The 23400-nt window shown below is 57.7% G+C and carries 16 protein-coding genes; 11 read left to right on the forward strand and 5 right to left on the reverse strand.

The genetic code is table 11. From position 1 onward, the window contains the following. Position 1 precedes the first annotated feature (1 nt). Positions 2-895 (forward strand): hypothetical protein, encoded by an 894-nt coding sequence (locus tag AB7S84_RS05390; RefSeq protein ID WP_144016532.1) that lies wholly within the window; start codon positions 2-4, stop codon positions 893-895. Here the strand turns inward: AB7S84_RS05390 and AB7S84_RS05395 are convergent. The 3 genes from AB7S84_RS05395 to AB7S84_RS05405 all read right to left on the reverse strand — a co-directional run bounded on the left by AB7S84_RS05395 (position 849) and on the right by AB7S84_RS05405 (position 5103). Beyond that, positions 849-2291, reverse strand: coding sequence for a mannose-1-phosphate guanylyltransferase/mannose-6-phosphate isomerase (locus AB7S84_RS05395; RefSeq protein WP_020877201.1), 1443 nt, complete (start codon positions 2289-2291; stop codon positions 849-851). The two genes, AB7S84_RS05390 and AB7S84_RS05395, sit on opposite strands and share 47 nt — an antisense overlap. 61 nt (positions 2292-2352) lie before the next feature. Further along, positions 2353-4068, reverse strand: a complete 1716-nt coding sequence (locus AB7S84_RS05400; protein ID WP_020877202.1) for a bifunctional sulfate adenylyltransferase/adenylylsulfate kinase — start codon at positions 4066-4068, stop codon at positions 2353-2355. Positions 4069-4245: 177 nt separating this feature from the next. Then, positions 4246-5103 (reverse strand): glycosyltransferase family 2 protein, encoded by an 858-nt coding sequence (locus tag AB7S84_RS05405; RefSeq protein WP_428153295.1) that lies wholly within the window; start codon positions 5101-5103, stop codon positions 4246-4248. Positions 5104-5576: 473 nt separating this feature from the next. Here AB7S84_RS05405 and AB7S84_RS05410 point away from each other — a divergent pair, with 473 nt between their 5' ends. Beyond that, complete coding sequence (locus AB7S84_RS05410; RefSeq protein WP_020877204.1) at positions 5577-6146, forward strand: cob(I)yrinic acid a,c-diamide adenosyltransferase; 570 nt, start codon at positions 5577-5579, stop codon at positions 6144-6146. A 4-nt stretch (positions 6147-6150) separates the two neighbouring features. Continuing rightward, complete coding sequence (locus tag AB7S84_RS05415; protein ID WP_020877205.1) at positions 6151-6828, forward strand: ferredoxin--NADP reductase; 678 nt, start codon at positions 6151-6153, stop codon at positions 6826-6828. A 220-nt stretch (positions 6829-7048) separates the two neighbouring features. On the opposite strand, the gene AB7S84_RS05420 is transcribed toward AB7S84_RS05415, so the two are convergent. Both AB7S84_RS05420 and AB7S84_RS05425 read right to left on the reverse strand, forming a co-directional pair. After that, positions 7049-8635: an NAD(P)H-hydrate dehydratase gene (locus AB7S84_RS05420; protein WP_020877206.1), complete on the reverse strand. Its 1587-nt coding sequence runs from the start codon at positions 8633-8635 to the stop codon at positions 7049-7051. Between the two features lie 162 nt (positions 8636-8797). Continuing rightward, complete coding sequence (locus AB7S84_RS05425; RefSeq protein ID WP_020877207.1) at positions 8798-10858, reverse strand: FAD-dependent oxidoreductase; 2061 nt, start codon at positions 10856-10858, stop codon at positions 8798-8800. A 121-nt stretch (positions 10859-10979) separates the two neighbouring features. Here AB7S84_RS05425 and AB7S84_RS05430 point away from each other — a divergent pair, with 121 nt between their 5' ends. The 8 genes from AB7S84_RS05430 to AB7S84_RS05465 form a co-directional block, all read left to right on the forward strand. Continuing rightward, a complete protein-coding gene (locus AB7S84_RS05430) occupies positions 10980-13034 on the forward strand; it encodes a TonB-dependent receptor plug domain-containing protein (RefSeq protein ID WP_428153299.1) in 2055 nt (684 codons plus the stop codon). 11 nt (positions 13035-13045) lie between these two features. Beyond that, a complete protein-coding gene (locus AB7S84_RS05435) occupies positions 13046-13615 on the forward strand; it encodes a YfiR family protein (RefSeq protein WP_040415223.1) in 570 nt (189 codons plus the stop codon). Positions 13616-13619: 4 nt separating this feature from the next. Then, positions 13620-15947, forward strand: coding sequence for an ATP-binding protein (locus AB7S84_RS05440; protein WP_020877210.1), 2328 nt, complete (start codon positions 13620-13622; stop codon positions 15945-15947). Further along, positions 15940-17298, forward strand: coding sequence for a diguanylate cyclase (locus AB7S84_RS05445; RefSeq protein WP_020877211.1), 1359 nt, complete (start codon positions 15940-15942; stop codon positions 17296-17298). Before AB7S84_RS05440 ends, AB7S84_RS05445 begins: the two co-directional genes overlap by 8 nt. Positions 17299-17333: 35 nt before the next feature. Further along, complete coding sequence (locus AB7S84_RS05450; RefSeq protein ID WP_020877212.1) at positions 17334-19259, forward strand: S8 family serine peptidase; 1926 nt, start codon at positions 17334-17336, stop codon at positions 19257-19259. Between the two features lie 68 nt (positions 19260-19327). After that, positions 19328-20818, forward strand: a complete 1491-nt coding sequence (locus AB7S84_RS05455) for a TolC family protein (RefSeq protein ID WP_020877213.1) — start codon at positions 19328-19330, stop codon at positions 20816-20818. Between the two features lie 3 nt (positions 20819-20821). Then, positions 20822-21922: an efflux RND transporter periplasmic adaptor subunit gene (locus tag AB7S84_RS05460; protein WP_020877214.1), complete on the forward strand. Its 1101-nt coding sequence runs from the start codon at positions 20822-20824 to the stop codon at positions 21920-21922. After that, a partial coding sequence (locus tag AB7S84_RS05465; protein WP_428153304.1) for an efflux RND transporter permease subunit occupies positions 21922-23400 on the forward strand: 1479 nt, incomplete at its 3' end. The genes AB7S84_RS05460 and AB7S84_RS05465, both read left to right, overlap by 1 nt.

Genomic DNA, 23400 nt, shown 5'->3' on the forward strand with positions numbered 1-23400 from the left:
GATGGTTTCACTGATTGAAAAGGATATCGGCGTTCCGGGTGGGGTCTATCTCTGCCAGGTGAACGAGGACGTCTCGTGCGGGGCCTGTTGCGGCCTTTACAATGTTGCCGATGCCTCACGGGAGGCCCTGCTGGACAACCTGAATCGTCGGACGCGCGCATTTGCCGAAATTCCGAGGGATGTGGCGGCCATCCTGGCATTCGGCAACGCCGTTCTGGTGCGTGAATCTCAGGATCGACCCTATCCTGAATTTTATCATTGTCCATATCTCGGCCTGGTGGGAAAAAAACGATCCCGTGTGGGATGCCTTCTTCATCCTCTCGGTGAAGGAAACGCGGGGATCGATTTACGAGGCCTCAGCTACTACGGCGGCATGGCATGTCGCACTTATTTCTGCATGTCCTGTAAGACCCTCAATCCGGTGTACAAACAAGTGCTTCGAGGGGTGGCCGACGATTGGCACGCCTATGGGCTGATCGTGACGGAAGTCGCTTTGGTGACGGCGTTTTTTCATGAACTTGAAAAACGGATAGAACGTCCGCTGGTATCCGGAGACATATTGGGGGACGACGATCGGGAGAGTGTAATTCGAGATTTTTTCGCGATCCGTCGGGACTGGCCGTTCAGAGCCAGGCCCGGCAAGCTGGGGAGCTACTTTTTCGAGGATCGAAAGTACCCGAAGCCTTCCGTGGATTATGGGCGGGCGACCGGCGATCCGATCGCATCGATCCCTTGTGGAGGGGTGCCGGCCTACAACACGCTTTTCCAGGAATTGGAATCGGTTTTTGATTCCAGAGAAGCGCTGAAAGAGGCTTCGCGAATCTTCGATCGCTTGTTTGACCGCCTCGTCACAAGGGTCCAGGCGTCTCGCCGTAAGGATCCTCAAGGCGGATAATATCGTTTTCCCCCAGATAATCTCCGGACTGGACCTCGATGATCTCCAGAGGGATCTTGCCGGGATTGCTCAGGCGGTGAGCCATGCCGTGGGGAATATATGTGGAGCTGTCTTCTTTAAGGATCATTTCTTCCTCCCCCCTGATAACCAGGGCGGTTCCCCGGACAACGATCCAGTGTTCGGCCCGGTTGAAATGCTTCTGGAGAGAGAGCACGGCACCGGGTTTCACCGTAAGGCGGTTGACCTGAAAGCGCTCTGATTTCACCAGATTTTCGGTGGTGCCCCAGGGCTTGTAGACGGTTTTGTGGGTGACGCTCTCGATGCGCCGTGCCTTCTTGAGCTTGTCGACAAGGCTCCTGACATCCTGTACCTCGCTGCGAGGTGAAATGAGCACCGCATCGGCGGTCTCCACAACGATGTGGTCTTTGAGCCCAACAGCCGCAACGAGCCGGGAATCGGCTCTGAGGTAGGAATTGCCGACATCATGAAGCAGCACGTCGCCCTGGACGACGTTGTCGTGGGCGTCTTTTGTTCCCGCCTGCCAGAGGGCTTCCCAGGATCCCAGGTCGCTCCATCCGGCCTGGAGAGGGATCATAACGCCTCTGGCGGTTTTTTCCATGACGGCGTAGTCGATGGAATCGCTGGGACACGCCTCGAAGGCGCCGCAGTCAAGCCTGAAGAAGTCGAGGTCCTTTTTCCCCTTCGCAAGGGCATGTTTGCAGGCTGCCACTATTTCGGGAACCCAGTTTTCCATTTCCTGCACGAGGGTCTTCGCTCTGAAAAGGAACATACCGCTGTTCCAGCAGTAGTCGCCTGAATCGATATAGGCGACGGCCGTGTCCAGGTCGGGTTTTTCCGCGAATCGATCGATGGCGACGGCGATGGAATTCTTGTCTGGTCCGGGCTCGTCAAGAGCCCGCCCTTTTTTGATATAGCCGTAGCCGGTCTCCGGAGTTTCGGGAACAATACCAAAGGTGACGAGACGATCCTGTTCCGCAAAGCGGACCCCGGTCTGAAGGGCTCGGTGAAATACAGCCGTATCCCGAATGAAATGGTCGGCCGGCAGAATTAGAAGGAGCGGGTCGTTTCCCGACGACAGCGCCCGCAAGGCGGCTACGGCTGCGGCCGGGGCCGTGTTTCTGCCGACCGGCTCCAGTATGATGTCGGCATGATTCAGGCCGAGGGCTCTGATCTGCTCCGCAACCATGAAGCGATGATTTTCATTGCAGACGACGATGGGGGCGCCCAATTCGGCGATGCCCGTAAGCCGAAGCAGGGTGTCCTGGAGCATCGTGTTCTCCGTCACCAGCTTCAGCAGCTGCTTGGGATAGAGCTCCCGCGAAAGGGGCCACAGTCGTGTGCCCGATCCGCCTGCCAGAATAACCGGATGTATCATGAATCAACCTCGTTGACGTTTTTCAATCAGCCGACCCCGGCCCGTGACCGCTGGGCCGCGATCAGATATAACCTTTTTCGCCCAGGAACAGCAGGATATCCTTTACCGCTTCATTGGGCGTCATGTGGGTCGTATCGATACGAAGTTCGGGGCATTCAGGGGGTTCGTAGGGATCGTCCACTCCGGTGAAACCTTTGATGAGTCCTGCTCTGGCCTTGGCATACATGCCTTTTCGGTCCCGTTTTTCGCATTCTTCAATGGGCGTCGCCACATGAACTTCTGCAAATCCTCCATATTCTTCGATGCGTCTTCGGATCTCGGTTCGGGTCGAGGCATAGGGTGCGATCGGAGCGCAGATGGCGATGCCGCGGTTTTTGGTGATTTCGCTCGCCACAAAACCGATGCGACGGACATTGATGTCCCGATGTTCTTTTGAAAAGCTGAGTTCCCGGGAGAGATTCTGCCGCACGATGTCCCCGTCCAGCAGGGTGACGGGCCGGTCGCCCAGCTCCATGAAACGGGCATAGAGAATCTTGGCAAGGGTTGATTTCCCTGCACCGGAAAGTCCTGTAAAAAAAACCGTAAGCCCTTGTTTCCTGGGGGGTGGGTAGGCTTTTCGAAGGGCCGAGATCACCTCGGGAAAGCTGGCCCAGAGCGGGACCTTTCGCCCGGTGCGGATACGGGTACGGATGTCGAATCCCGAAAAGGACAGGGTCTGAGTGCCGTCGGGAACCTGATCCGCAAAGCGGTACTCGTCTTCGAAGGGCAGGTAGAGCATCTCCTGAAAACCCAGAATCTGAATGCCGATATGACCGTCGAAAGCCTCGGCGAACTCCCGGGCTGCGGCGCCCGGATAGAAGGGCTGTCCGTTTTGGTCTGTGTCCGGCGATCCGTGATGCTCCCCGATAATAAAATGGGAACATCCAAAGTTCCTGGCGATAATCGCGTGAAGGAGTGCTTCCCTGGGACCGGCCATGCGATTGGCCAAAGGCAGCAGGTTCAGGATGTGGGCGTCGGGAGGGTAGCGTTTGGCAATCTCCCTGTAGCATTTGATCCGGGTGTAATGGTCGAAATCCCCGGGCATCGTGATACCGACCGTCGGGAGAAGGAGCAGGTTGGCGGAGGCCTTTCGCATGGCCTTCAGGGTCAACTCGAACTGGGGACGATGGATGGGATTCCGGGTGTGGAAACCGACCATTCTGTTCCATCCCAGTTTTTCGGCCATCTGCCGGATTTCAACCGGCGATCTTCGCAGTCGTTGAAAATCGAAATGGGGAGGCAAATGGATCGCTTCGATGCGGCCCCCGATGTAGGTATCTCCGCAGGCGTTCATGAGGTGGTCGACGCCCGGATGAGCGGGGTCGCGGGTCCCGTAGATCTTCTCGGCCTCCTTTTCCTTTTCGGCCGGAAAAATATCCTCGATGTGCATTACCGCCAGGAGAAAGCCTTCGGCATCTCTGAGCGCGACGGATTGTCCGGCCTCCAGGGTTCTTGCCGCGAGGTCGTTGACATCCAGGCAGATGGGAAGCGGCCATACCAGTCCGTTCTGGAGCTGCATCCGGTCCAGCACCGATGCATATTCGGATTGAACCATGAAGCCCCGAAGGGGGGAAAAAGCGCCTGTGGCGAGCAGCTCCACATCGCACATCTGGCGATCCGTCAATGTGAGCTCCGTCAGCTTGCCGGCAATCTTTTTCAGCAATTCGATGCGTTCATCATCCACCAACAGGTTGACCAGTTCGCCGCCGTAAGGAGCGGGTGCATCCATTTGATCCATCGGTGATCCTCATCTTCCCATGAGTCGGCGGTAGACCGCCGGTAACGGTTATTCCGAGTGCTTTCCATGGACAAGCACGGATTTGGATAAGATTCGTTATTGGTATTTAGTACATGGCCTTCAAAAGATCAACCCTGTTTCAAGGACGATATGCCGGGAAAGCCGAACAACCGGAGATCAGTCCTCATTCTTGTACAGGGAAAGGTATCGGTGGGGAAGGTTCAGATAGTAGGGCGCCTCGTCGCGGCGTCCCCGTTTCAGGCATCCTTCGCCGTAGATCCGGCATTTATCCGCAAGGACACGGATAGCGGCATTGCGTTGAAGGGCGGTAAGGGGGGCGCGTTCGATACATTTCACCAGAGCGGCGATCCGGAATCGGTCCAGACCCGGTGTCCGGGAGAGCTGGTCGGGATGTCCGCCGCGTTTGACGACGAGGGGTGCGTCGACCAGCAAAACCGGAAAACGGCAACTGATCTGGAGCCACAGGTCGTAATCCTCGCAGGCGGGCAGGGATTCATCGAATAGCCCGACCACGTCGAACAGGGATCGATGCATCATGACAGCCGAAGGACTGATCAGGCAGAGGTGCAATGACGGTTCGAAGATCATTCCTGTCCGTTTACGGTGTCGCTTGCGGGGATTGACCCGGACGCCGTTCCGGATCCAGATTTCCTGGGTCTGACAGATGAGGGCGTTCGACCGGCCGTTGAAAAAGGCGGCCTGGGCCGCAAGCTTCCCGGGAAGCCAGTAGTCGTCGGAATCGAGAAAAGCGATAAATCGACCGGTTGCGTTTCGGATCCCCAGGTTCCGGGCCGCAGAGACGCCGCGGTTTTCCTGTCGGATGGCGGTGAGGCGGTTTCCGTAGGATCGAAGCAACTCCGGTGTGTCGTCCGTGGAGCCGTCGTCCACGACGATCAGCTCGAAGGTGCAATCCTTCTGGGAGAGGACTGAATCGATGGCGTCCCTGAGAATCCAGGCCCGGTTATGGGTCGGTATGATAACGCTGATCAACGGAGAGGCCGAGCTTGAGATCATAATATAATATTTTAACCTGATTGGCGCCGGCATTCAAGAAAAATCAAAACCACTGCCTGCCATCCGCGTGTATGTTTTTGGAAAACCGACTCAACTGTCGGCTCTCGTGATGGTGAGCCTTTAGAGACTGAAGGCCGAAGGCTGAAGACTGAAGGGGCATCACCGTCCCGTTCCTCACAAACGCACCCCTTCAGCCTATAGCCTTCAGCCTTCAGTCTTCAAGCGACCCGGACGGTTTGCGCTTAAGGGCATTTTCGGGCTGTCCGGAGCAGGCTTCAGCGGCACTTGAACCAAACCGTGCGGGACGTTCCCTGCCGGCATCAACCCTTGAAAACCGAAAGTTGAATATTAACAATACGTTTAAAAGTATTGCCTTCATGGAATCGATTTGATATCTCAATTCTCTACTTTCGTAGACCGGTGATTGCATAAAGGTGCGGCAAACACGGAAAACAAGAACCAAGGAGTCTGTGGTGAAAATCTATACCGGCGGCGGTGATCGAGGAAAAACGAGCCTTTTCAGCGGAGAGCGGGTTGACAAGAGCGATGATCGGGTTGAGGCGTATGGAGATATTGATGAATTGAATGCGGTTATGGGTGCCCTCACGGCATCCTTAACGGGGGATCGAACGAGCATTCGAGAAGAGGTCCATGGGATTCAGAAGGATCTTATGGTTATCGGCGCTCTTCTGGCAACTACACCTGATGCCCCCCATTTTGGCTCGCTTGAAAGGATCGGTCCGGACAGGATCCGGGCACTGGAGTCGGCCATGGATCGGATGGACCTGGAGCTGCCGCCGCTGAAATCCTTCATCCTCCCCGGGGGGAGTATACCCGCCGCATGGGCTCATGTGGCCAGGACGGTATGCCGGCGCGCCGAGCGTCGAATCATCCGTTTGGGAGAGCGGGGCGTGGTGGATTTACGCCTCGAGGCGGTGCAGGATCTTTTGACGTATATCAACCGCCTTTCAGATTATCTTTTCATGCTGGCCCGATACTGCAATCTGGCTGCCGGCGTTACCGATATTCAGTGGAAAGGGTGAAAAGATGTCCCGGGATGCCGCTCCGAAATTCTACCGTACTCAGGTGATAGACCGGCAATGGCTGTCCCCCGCAACATTTGAAATCGGCCTGCGGCGGCCTGCGGAATTCGGCTTCGAACCCGGACAATTCATTCGTTTCCGATGTGACGATATCTCCGGGATGATGGAGAGGGAATATTCCCTTATTACCGCGCCATCGGATCCGGATATCCGACTGTTGGTCCGGACTGCCGGCGCTTACTCCTCCTTTCTTGGGAAAACCGAAATGGGAACGACTCTCGAGTTCATCGGACCCCAGGGATATTTTACCTATCAGAGTGCCGGAAAACCGGTGGTGTTTGTCGCCACCGGTACGGGAATCGCCCCGTTCGTTTCCATGGCCAGATCCGGTATTGCAGGATTCATTCTGCTCCACGGCGTTCAGACGGCGGCCGACCTCTATTACGAGGCGCTTTTCCGCACATCTGCCCTTCGCTATGTCCCCTGCCTCTCCACCGCGACGGATGCCGCCTTCCCCGGGGACGCCTTCCATGGCAGGGTAACGGTATTTTTAGCCGACCGCCTTCCGCCGGGGGAGTATGATTTCTATCTCTGCGGCCGGCGAGAGATGATCCGGGAGGCCACCCTGATCATCGATGATCGCTTCCCCGGCGGTAGAGTCTATTCGGAAACATTTTATTGAGGGCTGCGGTAAATCCGACAAAAACCTTCAAAGCTTGCTTCGGGCGGCCATGAAACGCGCTTGCGTCCGGACCGCTGATCGCCAGTCGAGGCTGAAGGCTGAAAGGGTGCGTTTGTGATGAACGGGGCGGCGATGCCCCTTCAGTCTTCAGCCTTCAGCCTTCGGCCTCCAACGGTGCCGACGGTCGTGCACACCACTGGCGTCTTTCGGTGCCCCGGCGTCAGGCATCGACCACGGGAATTCGGTATCTGTCCCCGTAAAAGGGTTGAGACGATGTTTTCTCTTCCCGGACGGCCTTGAGCGCCATGGGGAGAAAATCGAGGATGTCCCGGGCGGTCATGCCGTCCTGTCCTTTTTGATCCGCGGCCAGGTCCCCGGCCATGCCGTGGAGGAATGTCCCCCCGGCGGCGGCGGCTTCCGGGGACATCCCGAGGCCGACCAGCGCCGCGATAGTTCCCGTGAGAACATCCCCCGAGCCCGCGGTTGCCATGCCGGCGTTGCCGCTCATGTTGATCCGCACCCGACCGTCGGGAAAGCCGATGAGGGAGTGGGGGCCCTTGAGGACGATCACGGCGCCGAGATCCATTGCCGTCCTCCGCAGCATCTCTATCGGATCCGCAGAGATCGTGTCGATGGTTTTCCCGGTCAGCCTGGCCATTTCTCCAAGGTGGGGGGTGAGGATAGTGGGCGGTTTTCGTTGTCGTACGCCGTCAAGGTCTTCGGCAACGGCGGTGATGCCGTCGCCGTCCAGGAGGAGCGGCGCCCCGAGGGCGGGGGTAAGGGCTCGCACCAGGGCCTGGGTTTCTCTGTCGAGGGAGAGGCCCGGGCCCATTACCACCATATCCATCGGGCGGGCGAGCTCTCGAAGGGCTGTTTCGTTGGTCGATGCGATGCTGCCGCTTGCGGTCTCCACCTGGGGATGAAAAACGATTTCGCTCGCTTTCTGGGCAACCACCGGGATGATGGAGCGGGGCGCGGCCAACCGGGCATACCCGCCTCCCGCCTTCAGAAACGCGGACGCTGAGAAATAGGGGGCGCCGAAATAAGCGGCGGCCCCGGCGATGAAAAGAGCGTTACCGAAGCTTCCCTTGTGCGCGACAGGGTCCCTGGACGGCAGGTTCGGCATGTCGTTCAGGGCGATGGTGAGGGCTTCGGATTGATAAAGCGCGGGTGGAAAAGAGATGTGGGAGACGTGGAGCCGGCCCCCCTGATCGTACCCGGGGTAAAGCAGATTGCCGACCTTGGGCAGGCCGAAAGTCACTGTGTCGCCGGCGCGGACGGCTTCGCCCATGATCCGGCCGGTATCCCCTGCCACGCCTGAAGGGATGTCAAGGCTCAGGACGGGTTTTCCGCTGCGGTTGATGCGCTGGATGACCTCCCGGTAGTGCCCTTCCACCGGACGGGTGAGCCCGGTGCCGAAGATGGCGTCGACAACGGCGTCGCAGCAACAAAGATCGTCGTGCAGAGATCCGGCGTCGTCGATGACGCGAACGTTCAGGCCCAGCCGTGAGATAATGCTGAAATTGGTTCCGGCTGCGCCTTTGTATCCCGCCGGATCCGAAAGAATGATTACGCGGGGATCACCGCCGCCGGAATGGATCTTTCGGGCCACGACCAGGCCGTCGCCGCCGTTGTTGCCGATACCGCAGACGACCAGAATGCGTTTGCCGGCCATGTTCATGGATGCCGAAAGCACCCGATAGGCGGCCAGGCCGGCGTTTTCCATCAGCATTTCTTCAACAATGCCATAGTGTTGAACGGCTTTCTGATCCATTCTCCGCATTTCGTTCACATTGCTGATTTTCATGGTTTCACTCCGTTTGATGGGACTCATCCATCGACCGAGGCCGTGGGACGGGCTTCAATGGGCGGATATCGCCGACGATGCCGAGGGTGGGGAACGCAGACGACCCGGAATGGCTTTCTTTCCGAAATCGTTTTGGAATCGGTGCTTGGGGATGCATTGTACTCAATCGTTACCATGGAATACCGGACATTTCAAATCAATTTCCGCAGCGAGCCGTGCGCCCTGGGCAATTGCCCGCTTGGCATCGAGTCGGGCGGTCTTGTCTGCGCCGCCGATGCAGTAGCAGGGCATGCCTGCCGATACGAGTTCGGGTTCCAGCGTGCGGAGAGGATCCTGACCGGCACAGATGACGACGGTGTCCACCTCGATCAGCCGCTCTTCGTTTTGAAAGACGATGTGAAGTCCCCTGTCGTCGATGCCGCGGTAAGTGACGCCCCCCATCATCCTGACGCCCTTGCGCATCAAGGCCGTCCGATGAATCCATCCGGTGGTTTTGCCGAGATCCTTGCCCGGCTTTCCGCTTTTGCGTTGCAGAAGGTATATTTCCCGAGCGCCTTGCGGCGTTTGTCGGGCGGTTTCAAGGAGACCGCCCCGGGACGCGTATGCTGTGTCAACGCCCCATTCCCGCAGAAAAACCGTCGGATCGACCTCGGCGGCGTCATGGGTCAGGTAAACGGCGACGTCAAATCCGATGCCGCCCGCACCGATGATGGCCACCCGCCCGCCCACCGGTCTCTCGTCGCTCAGCACCGCCATGTAGTTCAGAACCTTCGGGTGGTCGGCACCGGGAATCGTCACGGTCCGAGGAACGACCCCGGATGCCAGGATGATCGCGTCATACCCGGCCATCATCAAATCCGACGAACGGGCTTCCGTATAAAGGCGGGTCTTGACCTGATTGATCTCCAATTGCTTCTCGAAATATCTGAGGGTTTCCCCGAATTCAGACTTTCCGGGAATGCGCCGGGCAATATTCAACAGCCCTCCGATGCAGCCCGATTTTTCGAAAAGAGTGACGTCGTGCCCCCGCTTTGCGGCAATGACGGCGAAGGACATCCCTGCCGGACCGGCGCCCACTACGGCAAGACGTTTTCTTTTTCGGGCGGGAATGTAGGTGAGTTCGGTTTCGCGGCATGCTCTGGGATTGACCAGGCAGGATGCGACGCGTCCCTGGAAAACGTGATCCAGGCAGGCCTGATTGCACCCGATGCAGGTGTTGATTTCTTCGGCGCGCATTTCCCGGGCCTTTTTGACGAATTCCGGGTCGGCCAGAAATGGCCGCGCCATGGAAATCATGTCGGCATCGCCCCGGGCGAGGACGGTTTCGGCGGTTTCGGGCATATTGATCCGATTGCCGGTGATGAGCGGGATCGAAACGGCGCTTCGAAGCCGACCCGTCAGCCAGGTAAAAGCCGCTCGGGGAACCATGGCGGCGATGGTGGGGACTCTCGCTTCGTGCCAGCCAATACCGGAGTTGATGAATGTTGCGCCCGCGCCTTCGATTGCCTGCCCCAGGGCGAGTACTTCATCCCAGGTACTGCCTCCGTCGACGAGGTCGATGAGAGACAGCCGGTACAGGATGATGAAGGCCTCGCCGACGGCCTTCCGGATCCCCCGAACAACATCCAGGGGAAATCGGATGCGGTTTTCAAAGCTCCCGCCCCAGCGATCGGTTCGATGGTTGGTTCGGGGAGCGATGAACTGGTTGATGAGGTACCCCTCGGACCCCATGATCTCTACGCCGTCATATCCCGCTGATTTCGCCAGCGCAGCACACCGGACAAAATCCCGGATTTGCTCTTCAATCTCCTCGTCGGTCAGGGCACGAGGGCTAAATCTGATGATGGGGGCCTGGAGCGGGGACGGCGCCACTGGAGCCCGATGATTGGCATATCGACCGGCGTGGAGAATCTGGAGGGCGATTTTCCCGCCGACCGCATGCACGGCTCTGGGAATCTCCCGGTGCCGGGACATTTCGGCGTCGGTATTCAGCTTGGCGGCCCCGTCCGTGGTGCGTCCCGCCGCGTTGGGCGATACGCCGCCCGTGACGATCAGGGCCGCACCTCCCCGGACCCGTTCGGCATAATAGACCGCCAAACGGCTGAAGCCGCCGGGCGCCTCTTCAAGTCCGGTGTGCATGGATCCCATGAGCACCCGGTTTTTCAGTGTAGTGAACCCGAGGTCCAGAGGGGAAAACAGATGCGGGTAAAGTGGATGACGCATGGCGCTCTCCCATATTGTTATGAAATAAATCTTTTGATTTCGTTTAGTGTTTGCATTCTATCAGGAAAAATATAATATATCCCACCACAAACCCAAACAGCTTTTTGTGTGTGAGGAATATATGTTTCAGTTACAGGTGGTCCAACCTTCAAAACATCGGCATGTAATCCGATGGGTCGTGCTTGGGATTATCCTGCTCACGGCCCCGTTGGCCGGTGTTTCCGCGGCGGGCCCGGCGGACGAGGGCGACATCGATTTTACCCAGTTCAGTCTGGAGGAATTGAAAAGCGTCAAGATCACCTCGGCTTCCAAAACGCCCAAAAATCTGAGCGAGATACCGGCGGCCGTCTTCGTCATTACCCAGGACGATATCCGGCGATCAGGAGCGACGAGTATACCCGAGGCCCTTCGTATGGCGCCGGGCGTGGAAGTGGCTCGGGTGTCCGCTACGGAATGGGCCGTCAATATGCGGGATCTCAATCAACTGTTCGCTAACAAACTGCTCGTTCTGATGGATGGTCGCAGCATATATTCCCACCTGGCATCGGGGGTTTTCTGGGATATTCAGGATACCGTGCTGGAGGATATCGACCGAATCGAGGTTATCCGGGGACCCGGGGCCGCACTGTGGGGCGTCAATGCCGTAAACGGCGTTATCAATATCATTACCAAAAAAGCCGCCGACACCCAGGGGGGAGAGGTGACTGCACTGGGCGGCAGCGAGGAGGGCATCGGTACGCTTCGCTATGGCGGCGTTTTCGGCCGTGACAGTCATTACCGGATTTACGCTAAATATTTCGATCGCGGCAGTTTGTTCCAGAGCGATGATCCGATTCAGGATGACGGCGTCAACAGCGATTGGCAGTCGGGCCGGGGCGGTGCCCGAATGGAATGGAAGCCGAAAGACGGCCGGGACAGCGTTTTTTTGCAGGGAGAGGTTTTCAAGAACCGGTACCGAGCCGAAATTCCCATGCTGGCCCCTGAAGCCCCCCATATTCGTCAGATCCGGGATACCTCGCGAGCGAAAGGCGGCCACATGCTGAGCCGGTGGACCCGCACCTTTTCGGAGAAATCCGACAGCGTCCTCCAGTTCTTTTATGACTACTACGACAAGGACATTGATTATGCCAATGTAGAGGCGAGTACTTTCGATCTGGATTTTCAGCACCGTTTCCCGTTTCGGGATCGTCATGAGCTGGTTTGGGGGCTCAATTACCGGCTTATCCTCGATAATTTTAAGAACTCCGAAGAAACCATCCTCGACCCTGACGCGGAAACACTTCAATACTACAGCGCTTTTGTCCAGGACCGCATTCGAATTTTCGATCGGCTGAACCTGACGTTGGGCGCCAAGTTCGAACACAACGATTACACGGGGTGGGAAATTCAGCCCAGCGCCAGGCTTCTCTGGAACCTCGACGAGCGGCATTCCTTCTGGGGAGCGGTGTCGCGTGCGGCCCGGGTGCCGTCCCGGGTCGAGCACGACGGCATCGTCCAGGAGGTGACCCTGCCGGATCCATCGGCGATCGGCCAGGTGCCCGTGGTTTACAGGGGGATGGGAGACAATGGGCTCAACGCCGAAACCCTGGTGGCCTACGAGGCCGGCTATCGATTCCAGCCGGCGTCGAGCCTGTGGTTCGACACCACGGCATTTTACAACGATTACGAAGACCTCATCGCTTATCGCTACGATCATGACGGAAAAATTGAAGTCGAAGGGGCCCCGTACGTTATCGTTCCGTTGCACTTCGACAACAGCCTCCGGGGGGAATCCTTCGGTATCGAGCTGGCCGCCTATTGGCAGGCGACCGTTTTCTGGCTGCTCCAGGGTTCCTATACGTTCCTCGAGACCAATCTGAATCCGGGGCTCCTGGATACAGGGGAGGACGAAACCTATCTTATCCAGGCGAGCAACCCGAGAAACCAGATATCCATTCGCTCCGCCCTCAACATCACGTCGCAGCTCGAGCTGGATCTGTGGTTTCGGTATGTGGATCGACTCAATGAGAACGACGTGGATGAATATGCCTCACTGGATGCCCGGCTCGCCTATCGTCCCACCGACCGGCTGGAGCTGTCTGTGGTGGGTCAGAATCTCCTGGAGCCGCGTCATGCCGAATTCTCTTCCATCGAGGTGGAGCGCAGCATCTATCTCAAGGCGGACTGGTGCTTCTAAGGGGGACTCGCTTGATATCGACGGGACATCGACGCGCCGGCCTGAAGATCTGGGCCATCCTGTTCTGCCTGACGGCCTGGCTGCCGGGCGTTGTTTCCGGAGAGACCCTCTCCGGCGCGGAGTACAAGGTAAAGTTGGGCTTCGTCTATCATTTTATCCGGTTTACCCAATGGCCGCCCGAGACCTTTCCCTCTTCCGACAGCCCCATCAATTTGTGCATCGCCTCCACAAACCCCGCCGCCGACATGCTGTTCTCCCTGCAGGACAGAGTCGTGAAAGGCCGAAGGATCGACGTCAGAAAAATCGCGGCCGACGAATCTCTGGATGCCTGCCAGATTCTATTCATCGCCTCGGACGACGAGACATTCGTGGCACCGACCCTGGGCATGGTCCGGAAACCGGGAATTCTGAGTATCGGAGAAATCAAAGGGTTCACCCGCATGGGGGGGGTCATCAATTTTTTTGTGAACCGGAACCAGCTTCGCTTTGAAGTCAATCTGGACGCCGCAGAATCCGCCGGACTGAAATTCAGTTCACAGCTGCTGATGTCGGCGGATATCGTTCAGAAGCGGGAAGAATGAGCTCATGCACCGATTCAGGACTTCCATCAAACAAAAGCTGATTCTCATCATCCTGTGCACCAGCGGTATCACCCTTCTTCTGGCGTCCGTTGCCTTTGTCACCATCGGCGTCATCTCCTTCCGTGAAAATCTGATCAAGGATCTTTCCACCCTTGCCAAAGTCGTCGGCATCAACAGCGAGGGGGCGCTGGTCTTCGATGACCGTTTCACCGCCGAAAGGCACCTTTCAGCTTTTCGCGCCAACACCGGTATCGTTTATGCTTGTATTTACCGGGCGGACGGTACCGTCTTTGCGGCATATGCCGCCTCCGAAGGCGGAAATGCCGTTAGGCCGCCGCAAATTCAGGGGACCAGTCACTACTTTGAAGGGGATTATCTCTTTCTGTTCCAGGAGATCCTCATTGACGAGGAAAAGATCGGCACGGTTTTCATTCAGCACGATCTGGATGAGATTCGGAGTCAATTGGCCCGCTATATCGCCATCGTCTGCGTTATCATCCTGATGGCTTTTCTGGTGGCGCTGATGCTTTCGTCCCTGCTGCAGCGGATCATCTCCATTCCCATTCTGAATCTGGCCCAGACGGCGAAGCTCATTTCTCAAAAAAAAGACTATTCGGTCCGTGCGGAGAAATTTCAGCGGGATGACGAAATCGGCGTGCTGATTGACGGCTTCAATGAAATGCTAACGGAAATTCAATCACAGCAGAGCGAACTGAAGGAACATCGGGAGCATCTGGAGGACCTTGTCGTAAAGCGAACCCATGCCCTGAGAGAGTCCGTAACAGCCTTCAAGAAGGCCAAGGAGGCTGCGGAAACCGCCAACCGGGCAAAAAGCGAATTTCTGGCCAATATGTCCCACGAGATCCGGACGCCCATGAATGCGGTGTTGGGATTCACCGACCTGCTCTATTCCCTGATCAGCGATCCAAAACAGCGAAGCTATCTGGATGCCATCCGCTCGTCGGGCAAAAGCCTCCTTACCCTCATCAACGATATCCTCGATCTCTCCAAGATCGAGGCCCGGAAGATGGAGCTTCAATACGAACCCGTCAATCTTGCTGCCGTTTTTGACGAGATACGGGATATCTTTTCCCTGAAAATCAAGGACAAGGGGCTTGAATTTATTACCGAGATCGATTCCGATATTCCCGAATACCTCCTTCTGGACGAGGTAAGGCTCAGGCAGATTCTTTTCAACCTCATGGGAAATGCGGTGAAATTCACGGTATCGGGTCATATCCGGCTTTACGCTGAAAAACTGGATCGGGCGGAGGACGAGGGGAAACTGGACCTGTTGATGGCTGTAGAGGATACGGGGATCGGCATTCAGCCGGAGTCGAGGGAGACGATTTTCGAAGCCTTCAAGCAGCAGGACGGTCAGAGCACCAAACAATACGGCGGCACCGGATTGGGACTCACCATTACCAAACGCCTGGTGGAAATGATGGGGGGGCGAATCACCGTGAGGTCGGAGATCGGTCGCGGCAGCACCTTTGAGATGATTTTTAACGGGGTGGCTTGGGACACCGCGCGCGCGGAAGCCCAAACCTATGGTGCCGACGGCCGTCGCGCCATCGCTTTTGAACCGTCGACCGTTCTCGTGGTGGACGACATCAAGGCCAATCGCAATCTGGTCAAGGCCTATTTGCAGGACACGCCGATTCGGTTCGTGGAGGCAAGCAACGGGGAAGAGGCGGTCAGCCTTGCCAAAAAGGAAAAGCCTGATATCATACTCATGGACATCCGGATGCCGGTGATGGACGGATGCGATGCCACACAGCTCATCCGGGACGACGAGGCTTCCCGGAATATTCCCATCATCGCTCTCACGGCATCGAGCATGCGGTCCGAACAGGAAAAAATTCGACGGTGCGGTTTTGACGGGCTTTTGATCAAGCCTTTCAAAAAGGAGGATCTCGTCCGTCGGCTTTCCCATTTCATCCAATACGACAAGGCATCGATTTCGGAAGAGGAATCCCGGGAGGATGTGACGGACAAACCGGATGTCGGTGATGATGAATGGGTTTCACCGGAGATCCTTGCGGGGTTGCCGGGATTGATTCAAGAACTCGAATCCACATACCACGAGCTTTGGGAGAAAGCGCGGAGCAACGGTTTTTTCGAGGATATTGGCGCGTTTGCCAAGGAGATACAGAAAGCCGGCGAAGCTCACCAGTTCGAACTTCTGCGTGAATTCGGCAGCAATCTTGAAGCCCAGGTGAGCAGTTTCGATATCGAGAGGATCAATGTCACCATGGACACCTACCCCAACCTTGTACAGAAGATCAAAAATCTTTACCGGAGAAATGTCGAGGAGACTGGAAATGCCTGAAGGTTCACCTGAAAAATTCAAGATCCTGATCGTGGATGATGTCCCTAAAAATATCCAGGTCGTGGCCAACATTCTTCAGAACGAGGGATACAGCATGGCATTCGCCCAGAGCGGCGCAACTGCGGTGGAACTGGTTCGGACGAACCCCTTCGATCTGATCCTTCTCGATATCATGATGCCGGAGATGGATGGATTCGAGGTTTGCCGCAGACTCCGCGAGGACCCGAAAACTGCCGACATTCCTGTGCTGTTCCTGACGGCAAAGACCGATACGGAAAGCCTGGTCAGGGGATTCGAGACGGGGGCGGTGGATTATGTGACCAAGCCTGTAAAGGACGCCGAGCTTCTTGCACGGGTCAAGACCCAGCTGGAACTTCATCGATCGCGGCAACGTCTCCTTTTGATCAACCAACAGCTCAACGCGGAGATCGCCGAACGGAAAAAGAGTGAAGAGCGCTATCGCAGCATGATCCGCAATGCAGTCCAGGGGATGTTTCAAAGCACCCTTGACGGCGAGATCATCGATCTCAATCCGGCGTATGCACGTATTTTGGGGTATGATTCGCCGGAGGAGGTTCTCGCGGTCGAAAATATGGCCGACACGTTCTGTTTCGACCCTGCGGATCGGGCCGTAATGATCGATCGGCTAAAGGTGGAGGGGCTTCTTACCAATTATGAATTGAAGATCCGACGGCGGGACGGATCCCCGGCCTGGATCATGCTGAATGCCCGCATTGCAACCAACGAAAACGACACGCCGTTCATAGAAGCCATCGCCGTCGAGCACACCGCCCGGAAACTGGCCGAGGAGGAGCTCCGACGCAGCCGTGAAAAATTCCGATACCAGGCTACCCATGACAGCCTGACCGGACTTTACAATACCCGGTACCTTTACCAGGCTCTCCAGGAATTGGTGGAGACCGCGGGTGCCCAGTCAACGCCTTTTTCCCTGGTGTTCATGGATGTGGATGACTTCAAGACGGTCGTGGATACCTACGGGCATCTCAAAGGCAGCCAGACACTTCAGGAGATGGCCGGAACCATCCAGGAGACCCTCACGGAGCCGTGCTACGGGGTGGCTTATGGCGGGGACGAGTTCGTGGTGGTGCTGCCGGGTTACGACAAGGCCCAGGCCCTCCGGAAGGCCGAGGAGATCCGGACCCGGATTCGTGAAACATCCTACCTTTCCAACCACGGACACGATGTCCATATTCGGGCCAGCTTCGGTATCGCCGCCTTTCCGGAGGATGCCACCGATGTTAACGGCCTTCTGGCGTTGGCGGACCAGGCGATGTTCGACGTCAAAGACGAAGGGAAGGACGCCGTTCGAGCGTCCCGCCGCCGGCGCTGATCTTCAAAAAAGCAGGAAGGCGTAAAAAGGTGTTTATGGAAAGACGGTTGACGGTATGGGCCTTGATGGTATGGCTTATGTTGCCGGCGCAGATGTGGGGGGGCGGTAATGTCCCTTCCACAGACGTGCAGCGCCGGGATGGAGAGATCCTGGTAAAATTTGATACGGACGTTTCCGAGCGACGCCGTCAGGAAATTCGTGCCCTCGTGGACGCTACGGTCGTCCAGGTGTTTTCGAGTATCGGGGTCGAGTACTGGCACCTGTCGGAAGCGGCTGACATCGAAGCCGTTCTGAATCGACTGGCATCGCTTCCGGAAATCGTATACGCCGAGCCCAATTACGTCTATATGCCCCAGGTGCTTCCCGACGATCCGGATTTTGGGCTGCTGTGGCATCTCCACAACACCGGTCAGTGGGTCAACGGCGGCACCGGCGTCGCCGGCGCCGACATTTCCGCTCCCGAGGCCTGGGACAGGGAAACCGGGGATCCGGAATTGGTCATCGCAATCATCGACTCGGGCGTGGCATACGAACATCCCGATCTGATTCAAAACGTCTGGACCAACCGGGGGGAAATACCCGACAACGGGTTGGACGATGACGGCAACGGCTTTCCCGACGATCTTCACGGTTGGGATTTCGTGAACGACGACAACAACCCGTCCGATTATTCCGTCGATCTCTACGGAGACGGCCACGGCACCCATGTGGCCGGGGTCATCGCCGCTGCGGGGAACAACGGCATTGGAACGACGGGGGTGATGTGGCGGGCCCGGATTATGCCGCTCCAGGTATTCGACCTGTTCGAGGTCAATGCCTTCGGCGGCATTCAGAACGCGATTATCCTGGCGGCCGTGGAATATGCGGTCAGGAACGGGGCTCGGATCATCAACTGCAGCTTTGGCGGTTACGGCGAGAGCGCCGCTCAGTTCGACATCCTTGAGATGGCCCATCGAAACGGTGTGTTGGTCCTGGCCGCCGCCGGAAACGACGGCATCGACAACGATATGCTTCCCATCTATCCCGCCGGCTACGCGTTGCCCAACATCATCGCCGTCGCCGCCACCGACGAAGGCGGCCGACTGGCCGCCTATTCCAATTTCGGCTTGAATTCCGTGGATGTGGCCGCACCCGGTGGCAATTTTTTTCCCAACATCTACAGTACTACCCCCCCCGATCGAAATATCCTCTTCTCGGAGGATTTCGAAACCGGCGACAGTCAGTGGCGGATGGGGTATCGATTCGAAGCATGGTCCATCGGTTTCAGCGAGGATTTCGGATCGAACGTCATCCGGGATTCCATCACCGAATACCACGACAACGAATCCTCCTACATTCAGACACGATTCCCTATTGTCGTGGACAACTACCGGGGGCTTCATATCCAGTTCAAATCCCGCTATGCTCTGGAGGCCGAACGTGATTTCGTCTACGTGGAGGGCTCCGCCGACGGTGAGAATTTTTCCGTTGATTTTCCGTTCACCGGAGCGTTCACCGGTTTTTCGAATGGGGTCGAAACCATCAACGGATGGGGCGGCGAGGAGACGGTCGATCCTGAATTTTACCTTCGGTTTCGCCTGTCCAGCAATGACACCGTCAATTTCGACGGCGTCTCCATCGACGACATTCGACTCACTGGGATTCGATGGGTGTTTACCGGCGACGAGTACGGCTATAAAAGCGGCACCTCCATGGCCGTACCGGTGGTGGCGGGGGTGGCGGGGCTGGTGTGGTCCCATCGCCCGGAATTGACCCATCTGGAGGTGAAACAAGCCATTCTGGCCTCGGTGGATCCTCATGAGACGCTTGTGACGACGGTGGTGAGCGGTGGAAGCGTCAATGCCGCCGCCGCGCTCACGGTCGAGCCGGACGATGATGGAATGGAAAAAACGTTTGACGATGACGGCGGGGGAGGGTGCTTCATAGACACCGCTGCTTTTTCCCGTCGTACGCCTTTCTGACGAATACGCTCAAGGCTTGAAATCCAAACCTTCGAATGATGTCGGCCGAGACTGAAAGGAGATGTGGAATGCGCGCGGCCTCCGGTTTTTGGCGATGGACACCCTTGATTCTGATATTGTGCCTGGTTTCAGGATGCATTCCCGGGAAAAAACGCTATCTGTACGATGAGATTCGAAAGGGATATGCTGACGGCTTCACGTCCGTTGCCCCCGTCCAGTCCGATCCCGAGAGGGAGACGACCGACCGCATCGACCGGCCGGTTACGCTTGCCGATGCCATTGAAATCGCGCTGAAAAACAGTCCCGACAAAAAAATCGCCGCAGCCCGGATCCGGAAGGCCGGAGCCGATGTTCAGGAGGCGAATGCGGCGTTCTACCCGCATCTGGGGTTCTACACCGAATATACCGCCGCCGATGCCCCGTCCGCCTACCTTTTCAAGACCATCGATCAGCGCCGGCTTCCCGGCGACGCGGATTTTAACGAACCCGGAAGGCTCGATAACTTCGAGACGGGTTTCCAGGCCCGTCTGAATCTCTACAATGGGGGCCGGGATTATCTGGGGCGGCAAATAGCCGATGCCGGCGTGAACATTTCCCTCCTGGATCAGGCAGCGGTGGACAATGCCCTGATTGCCGCGGTAATCAGCCGGTTTTACACAGCCCTGGCGGCCAGGGCGTTGATCGGGATCGCCGAGGAATCGGTGACCACCGTCCAGAAACAGCTGGAAATCATGCAGACGCGGTTCGAGGGCGGCGGCGTTCTCCGATCGGATCTCCTTTCCCTGGAGGTGCGACTGGCGGAATCCCGGGAAGAACTCGTACGCAGCCACAGCCGATATCAAAACGCGCTTGTCAATCTGGCCGACATCATGGGGGTCGCCTTCGAGCCGTCGGTCCGACTGGAGGCGGCGGGAATGGATACACCGACCATCCCTTCGGACTATTCCTCCGGTTTGGCGTATAGTTTCACTCACCGGCCGGAACTTGAACGGGCAAGGGTGTCCGTCGTCCGATCCCGGATGGCGCTCGACGCAGCTCAAAGCACCTATATGCCCACCCTGGATCTCACGGGACGCTATTATTTCGACGATGAAAAGATGGCCTACGATATGGATCGGAAGAATTGGGTGGTGGCGGTGATGCTCAACTGGGATCTGTTTACGGGATTCAGCACCGGGGCCGCCATGAAACGCGCTGATGCGATGGTTGCAGAGGCTTTTGCCGAGGACCATCGAACCCTCCTCGCCGTTCGTCGTGAGGTCAAAAGCGCCTATCTCAATCTCGACGAGGCTCGGGCGCGGCGCCTCGTCGCTCAGCGAAGCAAAATTTTGGCCGAGGCATCCCTGGAACTGGTCCGGACGCAGTACGAGGGGGGAGCGGCCAATATCACCCGGTACCTGGAGGCCGAACTTGACCGGAACAGAGCGGGCGTTCGGGCTGCAGCCGCGTTTTATGATCAGGAGACGGCCAGGGCGGAGGTATGCAGAGCCGTCGGCTGCTGGGTCAATGGGCAAGAGCGGCCTCAACCCTCTGATGCCAATCCGTTGCAAGCGAGGTGAGTCATGAGTTCATTCAGAATCCTTTCCTTCCGGTCGCTGGTCGGGGCGTTGATCCTCTTCCTGTCGTTGGCGTCAAACGCGGTGGGCGGGGACGCTGTCGGCGAGGTTCGCGCCGTGATGGAGAGCGTGACGGACTGGTATGAAGCCGTGGGGACCATTCGACCGAAGACGGCGTCGAAAATCGAGGCCCAAGTCACGGCCGAGGTTCTTGACGTAAAGGTACGCCCGGGGGACAGGGTTGAAAAAGGGCAGGTTTTGATCATCCTGGACAATCGGCCGTTGACTTCCAGACGTGCTCAGGCGATTTCCGCGCTCGAGAGCGCCGTTGCGGCAAAAAATCAGGCACACCAGGGGGTGGCTGCCGCCGAGGCGGCCTTCAATCAGGCATTGGCCCAGGTCAACCGGATTCGGGGCTTTTTCCGGTCTGAAGCCGCCACGGCCCAGGAACTGGAGGCCGCCGAGTCGACTTATCGGCAGGCCGAGGCTGGACTGCACCAGGCCAGGGCGGGGCTGGCCGCCGCGGATGCCGGCATCCGGGGGGCCGGGGCGGTCGTTCGGGAATCGGAAATTTCGTTGGGATACGCCGTCATCACGGCGCCCGAGGAGGGAGAGATCCTGGGGCGGCTTGTGGAACCCGGCGACCTCGCAATGCCGGGAAAGCCCCTCCTCGCCATTCAGACCGGGCGCCGCCTCAGGATGGAAGCTTATGTCAGGGAAGGCGCTATTGTCGATGTCGCCCCGGGATCCCGTCTTTCGGCGTATATCACCGCCACAGGCCAATCGTTCGATACCGTCGTCGAAGAGATCGTGCCTTACGCCGATCCAATGACCCGAACCTTCCTGATCAAGACATCCCTCCCTGCCGCCCCTGGTTTGTACCCCGGAATGTTCGGCCGCCTCCGAATTCCCGTCGAGGTGCACAGCGTCGTCGTCATTCCCGAAAACGCCGTGAAAAGGGTCGGCCAGCTGGAAATCGTGGAGGTCCGGGAGGCGGATGCATGGGTATCACGCTATATCCAGACCGGAGAACGACATGCTGGGGGCATCGAGGTGCTGTCCGGCCTGTCGGGCGGGGAAATACTCCGCTTGCGGGGGGATGAATAATGGCAGACAGCCTGGAGCGACCCTCAGGGATCATATCGGGTATCGTGCATGAATTTCTGACCTCACATCTTTCGATTATTCTCATTATCACCGCCGCCTGTATGGGCGTTGCCGCCGTATTGATCACGCCGAGGGAAGAGGAACCTCAGATTGTGGTGCCCCTGGCCGACGTTTATGTCCAGGCGCCGGGTGCCGATCCCCGGGAAATCGAAAAGCTGGTGGCAACCCCCCTCGAACAGCTGCTCTGGCAGATTGACGGGGTCGAATATGTCTATTCCATCGCTCGCCGGGACATGGCGCTGGTTACGGTGCGATTTTTTGTCGGAGAGGATCGCGAGGCTTCCCTGGTCAAGCTTCACAACAAGATCATGATGAATATCGACCAGGCCCCGCCCATTGTTCAAGGCTGGGTGATCAAGCCGATCGAGATCGACGACGTTCCCATCCTCAACCTGACGCTATATTCCGACCGTTACGACGACTACCAACTCCGTCGCATCGGAGAAGAGGTGCTGGCCCGCCTGTCTGAAGTGGAAGATATCTCCCGAACCGAGATAAAGGGCGGGCGTCGTCGTGAAATCCGAGTGGCGTTGTCCCCCGAGCGGATGGCGGGATTGGGCATCTCCCTTCTCGATGTCCAGCGGGTCCTGTCGGGGGCCGATGTATCGCTCATCGACGGGCGATTTTCACGGTTCAACCGGGAGTTCAGCGTCGGCGCCAACGCATTCCTCCGATCCGCCGAGGAAGTGGCGACGCTGATGGTGGGCGTCCAAGAAAACCGGCCTGTCTATCTTCGGGATATCGCGGCCGTGGCCGACGGACCCGAAGAGGTATCCGGTTACACCCATATTGGATTCTCGGACGCCTGGCGCGCGGAAAATGATCCTCGGGAGTCTTCAGGGACACGTCCGGCAGTCACTCTGGCACTGGCCAAAAAACGGGGAACCAACGCGGTGGTCGTTGCCGAAAACGTTCTCGCCCGTCTTGAAACCCTGAAACAGGATGTCATACCCGCGGACGTAGCGGTGGTGGTCACCCGAAACTATGGAGAGACGGCCCAGGAGAAGGTCAATGAACTTCTGGCCAATCTGGGGGGGGCCATCCTCACCGTCGTGGTCCTCCTGGTGATCACCCTGGGATGGCGGGAGGCGCTGGTGGTCGCTCTGGCGGTACCCATCAGCTTTTCCCTGGCCCTGTTCGTCAATTTTCTGCTGGGATATACCATCAACCGTGTGACCTTGTTTGCCTTGATCCTGTCTCTGGGGCTGGTGGTTGACGATCCCATCACCAATGTCGACAACATTCAGCGCCACATGTTCGCGGGCAAAAGACGGCCTGTCGATGCCGTGCTGTTTGGGGTGAACGAGGTGCTGCCGCCGGTGATCATGTCGACGCTGGCCATCATCGTCAGCTTCACACCCCTCTTTTTCATTACGGGCATGATGGGCCCCTATATGGCCCCCATGGCCGCCAACGTA

Origin of the sequence: Desulfococcus sp. (assembly GCF_050178255.1) — a bacterium.
Classification (GTDB): Bacteria; Desulfobacterota; Desulfobacteria; order Desulfobacterales; family Desulfococcaceae; genus Desulfococcus; species Desulfococcus multivorans.

What these genes read in the sequence shown, in the direction of transcription:
- AB7S84_RS05390 (WP_144016532.1), top strand. Translation starts at nt 2, where the DNA reads ATGGTTTCACTGATTGAAAAGGATATCGGCGTTCCGGGTGGGGTCTAT.
- AB7S84_RS05395 (WP_020877201.1), bottom strand. Translation starts at nt 2,291, where the DNA reads ATGATACATCCGGTTATTCTGGCAGGCGGATCGGGCACACGACTGTGG.
- AB7S84_RS05400 (WP_020877202.1), bottom strand. Translation starts at nt 4,068, where the DNA reads ATGGATCAAATGGATGCACCCGCTCCTTACGGCGGCGAACTGGTCAAC.
- AB7S84_RS05405 (WP_428153295.1), bottom strand. Translation starts at nt 5,103, where the DNA reads ATGATCTCAAGCTCGGCCTCTCCGTTGATCAGCGTTATCATACCGACC.
- AB7S84_RS05415 (WP_020877205.1), top strand. Translation starts at nt 6,151, where the DNA reads ATGTCCCGGGATGCCGCTCCGAAATTCTACCGTACTCAGGTGATAGAC.
- AB7S84_RS05420 (WP_020877206.1), bottom strand. Translation starts at nt 8,635, where the DNA reads ATGAAAATCAGCAATGTGAACGAAATGCGGAGAATGGATCAGAAAGCC.
- AB7S84_RS05425 (WP_020877207.1), bottom strand. Translation starts at nt 10,858, where the DNA reads ATGCGTCATCCACTTTACCCGCATCTGTTTTCCCCTCTGGACCTCGGG.
- AB7S84_RS05430 (WP_428153299.1), top strand. Translation starts at nt 10,980, where the DNA reads ATGTTTCAGTTACAGGTGGTCCAACCTTCAAAACATCGGCATGTAATC.
- AB7S84_RS05440 (WP_020877210.1), top strand. Translation starts at nt 13,620, where the DNA reads ATGCACCGATTCAGGACTTCCATCAAACAAAAGCTGATTCTCATCATC.
- AB7S84_RS05445 (WP_020877211.1), top strand. Translation starts at nt 15,940, where the DNA reads ATGCCTGAAGGTTCACCTGAAAAATTCAAGATCCTGATCGTGGATGAT.
- AB7S84_RS05450 (WP_020877212.1), top strand. Translation starts at nt 17,334, where the DNA reads ATGGAAAGACGGTTGACGGTATGGGCCTTGATGGTATGGCTTATGTTG.
- AB7S84_RS05455 (WP_020877213.1), top strand. Translation starts at nt 19,328, where the DNA reads ATGCGCGCGGCCTCCGGTTTTTGGCGATGGACACCCTTGATTCTGATA.
- AB7S84_RS05460 (WP_020877214.1), top strand. Translation starts at nt 20,822, where the DNA reads ATGAGTTCATTCAGAATCCTTTCCTTCCGGTCGCTGGTCGGGGCGTTG.